1 protein-coding gene is annotated in these 1,315 nt (G+C 63.2%); it reads left to right on the plus strand.

Annotated elements, in window-relative coordinates:
• Positions 1–189 precede the first annotated feature (189 nt).
• Positions 190–1,308, plus strand: coding sequence for an IS30 family transposase (locus NQ038_RS15135; protein WP_257062987.1), 1,119 nt, complete (start codon positions 190–192; stop codon positions 1,306–1,308).
• The last annotated feature ends 7 nt before the right edge of the window (positions 1,309–1,315 follow it).

Here is a 1,315-nt window from a genome sequence, read left to right on the forward strand (position 1 = left end):
GGCGGTCTCAAGGTGCTAGTGCAACACCCTTCCCAGGAGGGGCGTATGCCATACATCGCAGTGAACTACTCGAACCAGGAATGGTCCGAGGTGCTTAACGAGATCGTTCGGGGAATTCCTGTCGCCCGGATCGCGAAGGCCCGGTCCATGAGCCGTTCAACCGTCGGGAAATGGGCCAGACTAGCGGGTATGACAACAACGACCGGACGTACCGGAGGGGTCCAGAGAGTCGACCTGACCGACCCTCAGCCGGCTGCGGGTCGGTCCTATCATCGGTTGACACTGGCCGAGCGGACGTTCATCGAAACGGCGTTGAACGCCGAGGTGCCGTGGTCATTGCGCAAGATCGCCCGACACCTCGGTGTGAGCCCGTCGACGGTCTCCCGGGAGGTCCGCCGGCACAGTGTGGACCGCCCGGGACAACCACGGTGGCACACGCAGGGGCCCGCCAGGCTCTACCATGCGATGATGGGCCACTACGCGACGATGCGGTACCGTCATGCGGCCCGTGGCGGCAAGCTCGACGACCCTCTCATCCGGCATCTGGTCGTCGAGCGGCTCAACGCGCGGTATTCTCCGCAGCAGGTCGCGGGTAGGTTGAGGGTGGAGTTCCCCGATTGCCCGGAGGTGTGGGTGTCCCACGAGACGATCTACCAGGCCCTGTATGTGCAGGGCAAGGGGTCGCTGCGCCACGAGTTGAGTGTGGTCAAGGCGTTGCGGTCGGGGCGCACGGGCCGGGTTCCGCAGTCGAAGCTGCCGCGGCGGAGTAGTCGTCCGTGGTTGGCAGGGGCCCGTTTGTCGGATCGTCCGGCTGAGGTAGCCGATCGGGCGGTGCCGGGGCATTGGGAGGGTGATCTGGTTGTCGGGCCGGACTCCTCTGGGTTGGTGACTCTGGTGGAGCGGCAGACCCGGTTCGCGTTGATTGGCAGGCTCCCGGGTAGTCGGGAGTCTGCGACGGTGATTGATGTGATGCGTGGTCTTATCGAGGGACTGCCGGAGGCGTTGCGGCAGACGATCACATGGGATCAGGGTCAGGAGATGGCCCAGCACGCTGATTTCACTGTTGCCACCGGGTGTCGCCTGTTCTTCTGCGATCCTCATTCGCCGTGGCAGCGGGGTTCGAATGAGAATCTCAATGGGTTGATCCGGGATTTCTATCCCAAGGGCACGAATTTCAATCGGGTGACCGATCAGGAGGTCCTGCAGATGCAGGACCTCCTGAATGATCGTCCGCGGCGGACGCTTGAGTTCCGTACGCCTCGTGAGAGACTGGATGAACTTATCAGTGGTGTTGCACTAGCACCCTGAAACCGCC

Origin of the sequence: Brevibacterium sp. 50QC2O2, from assembly GCF_024580675.1 — a bacterium.
Classification (GTDB): Bacteria; Actinomycetota; Actinomycetes; order Actinomycetales; family Brevibacteriaceae; genus Brevibacterium; species Brevibacterium moorei.

Coding starts and splice junctions, on each gene's coding strand:
- NQ038_RS15135 (WP_257062987.1), top strand. CDS start 190: ATGACAACAACGACCGGACGTACCGGAGGGGTCCAGAGAGTCGACCTG.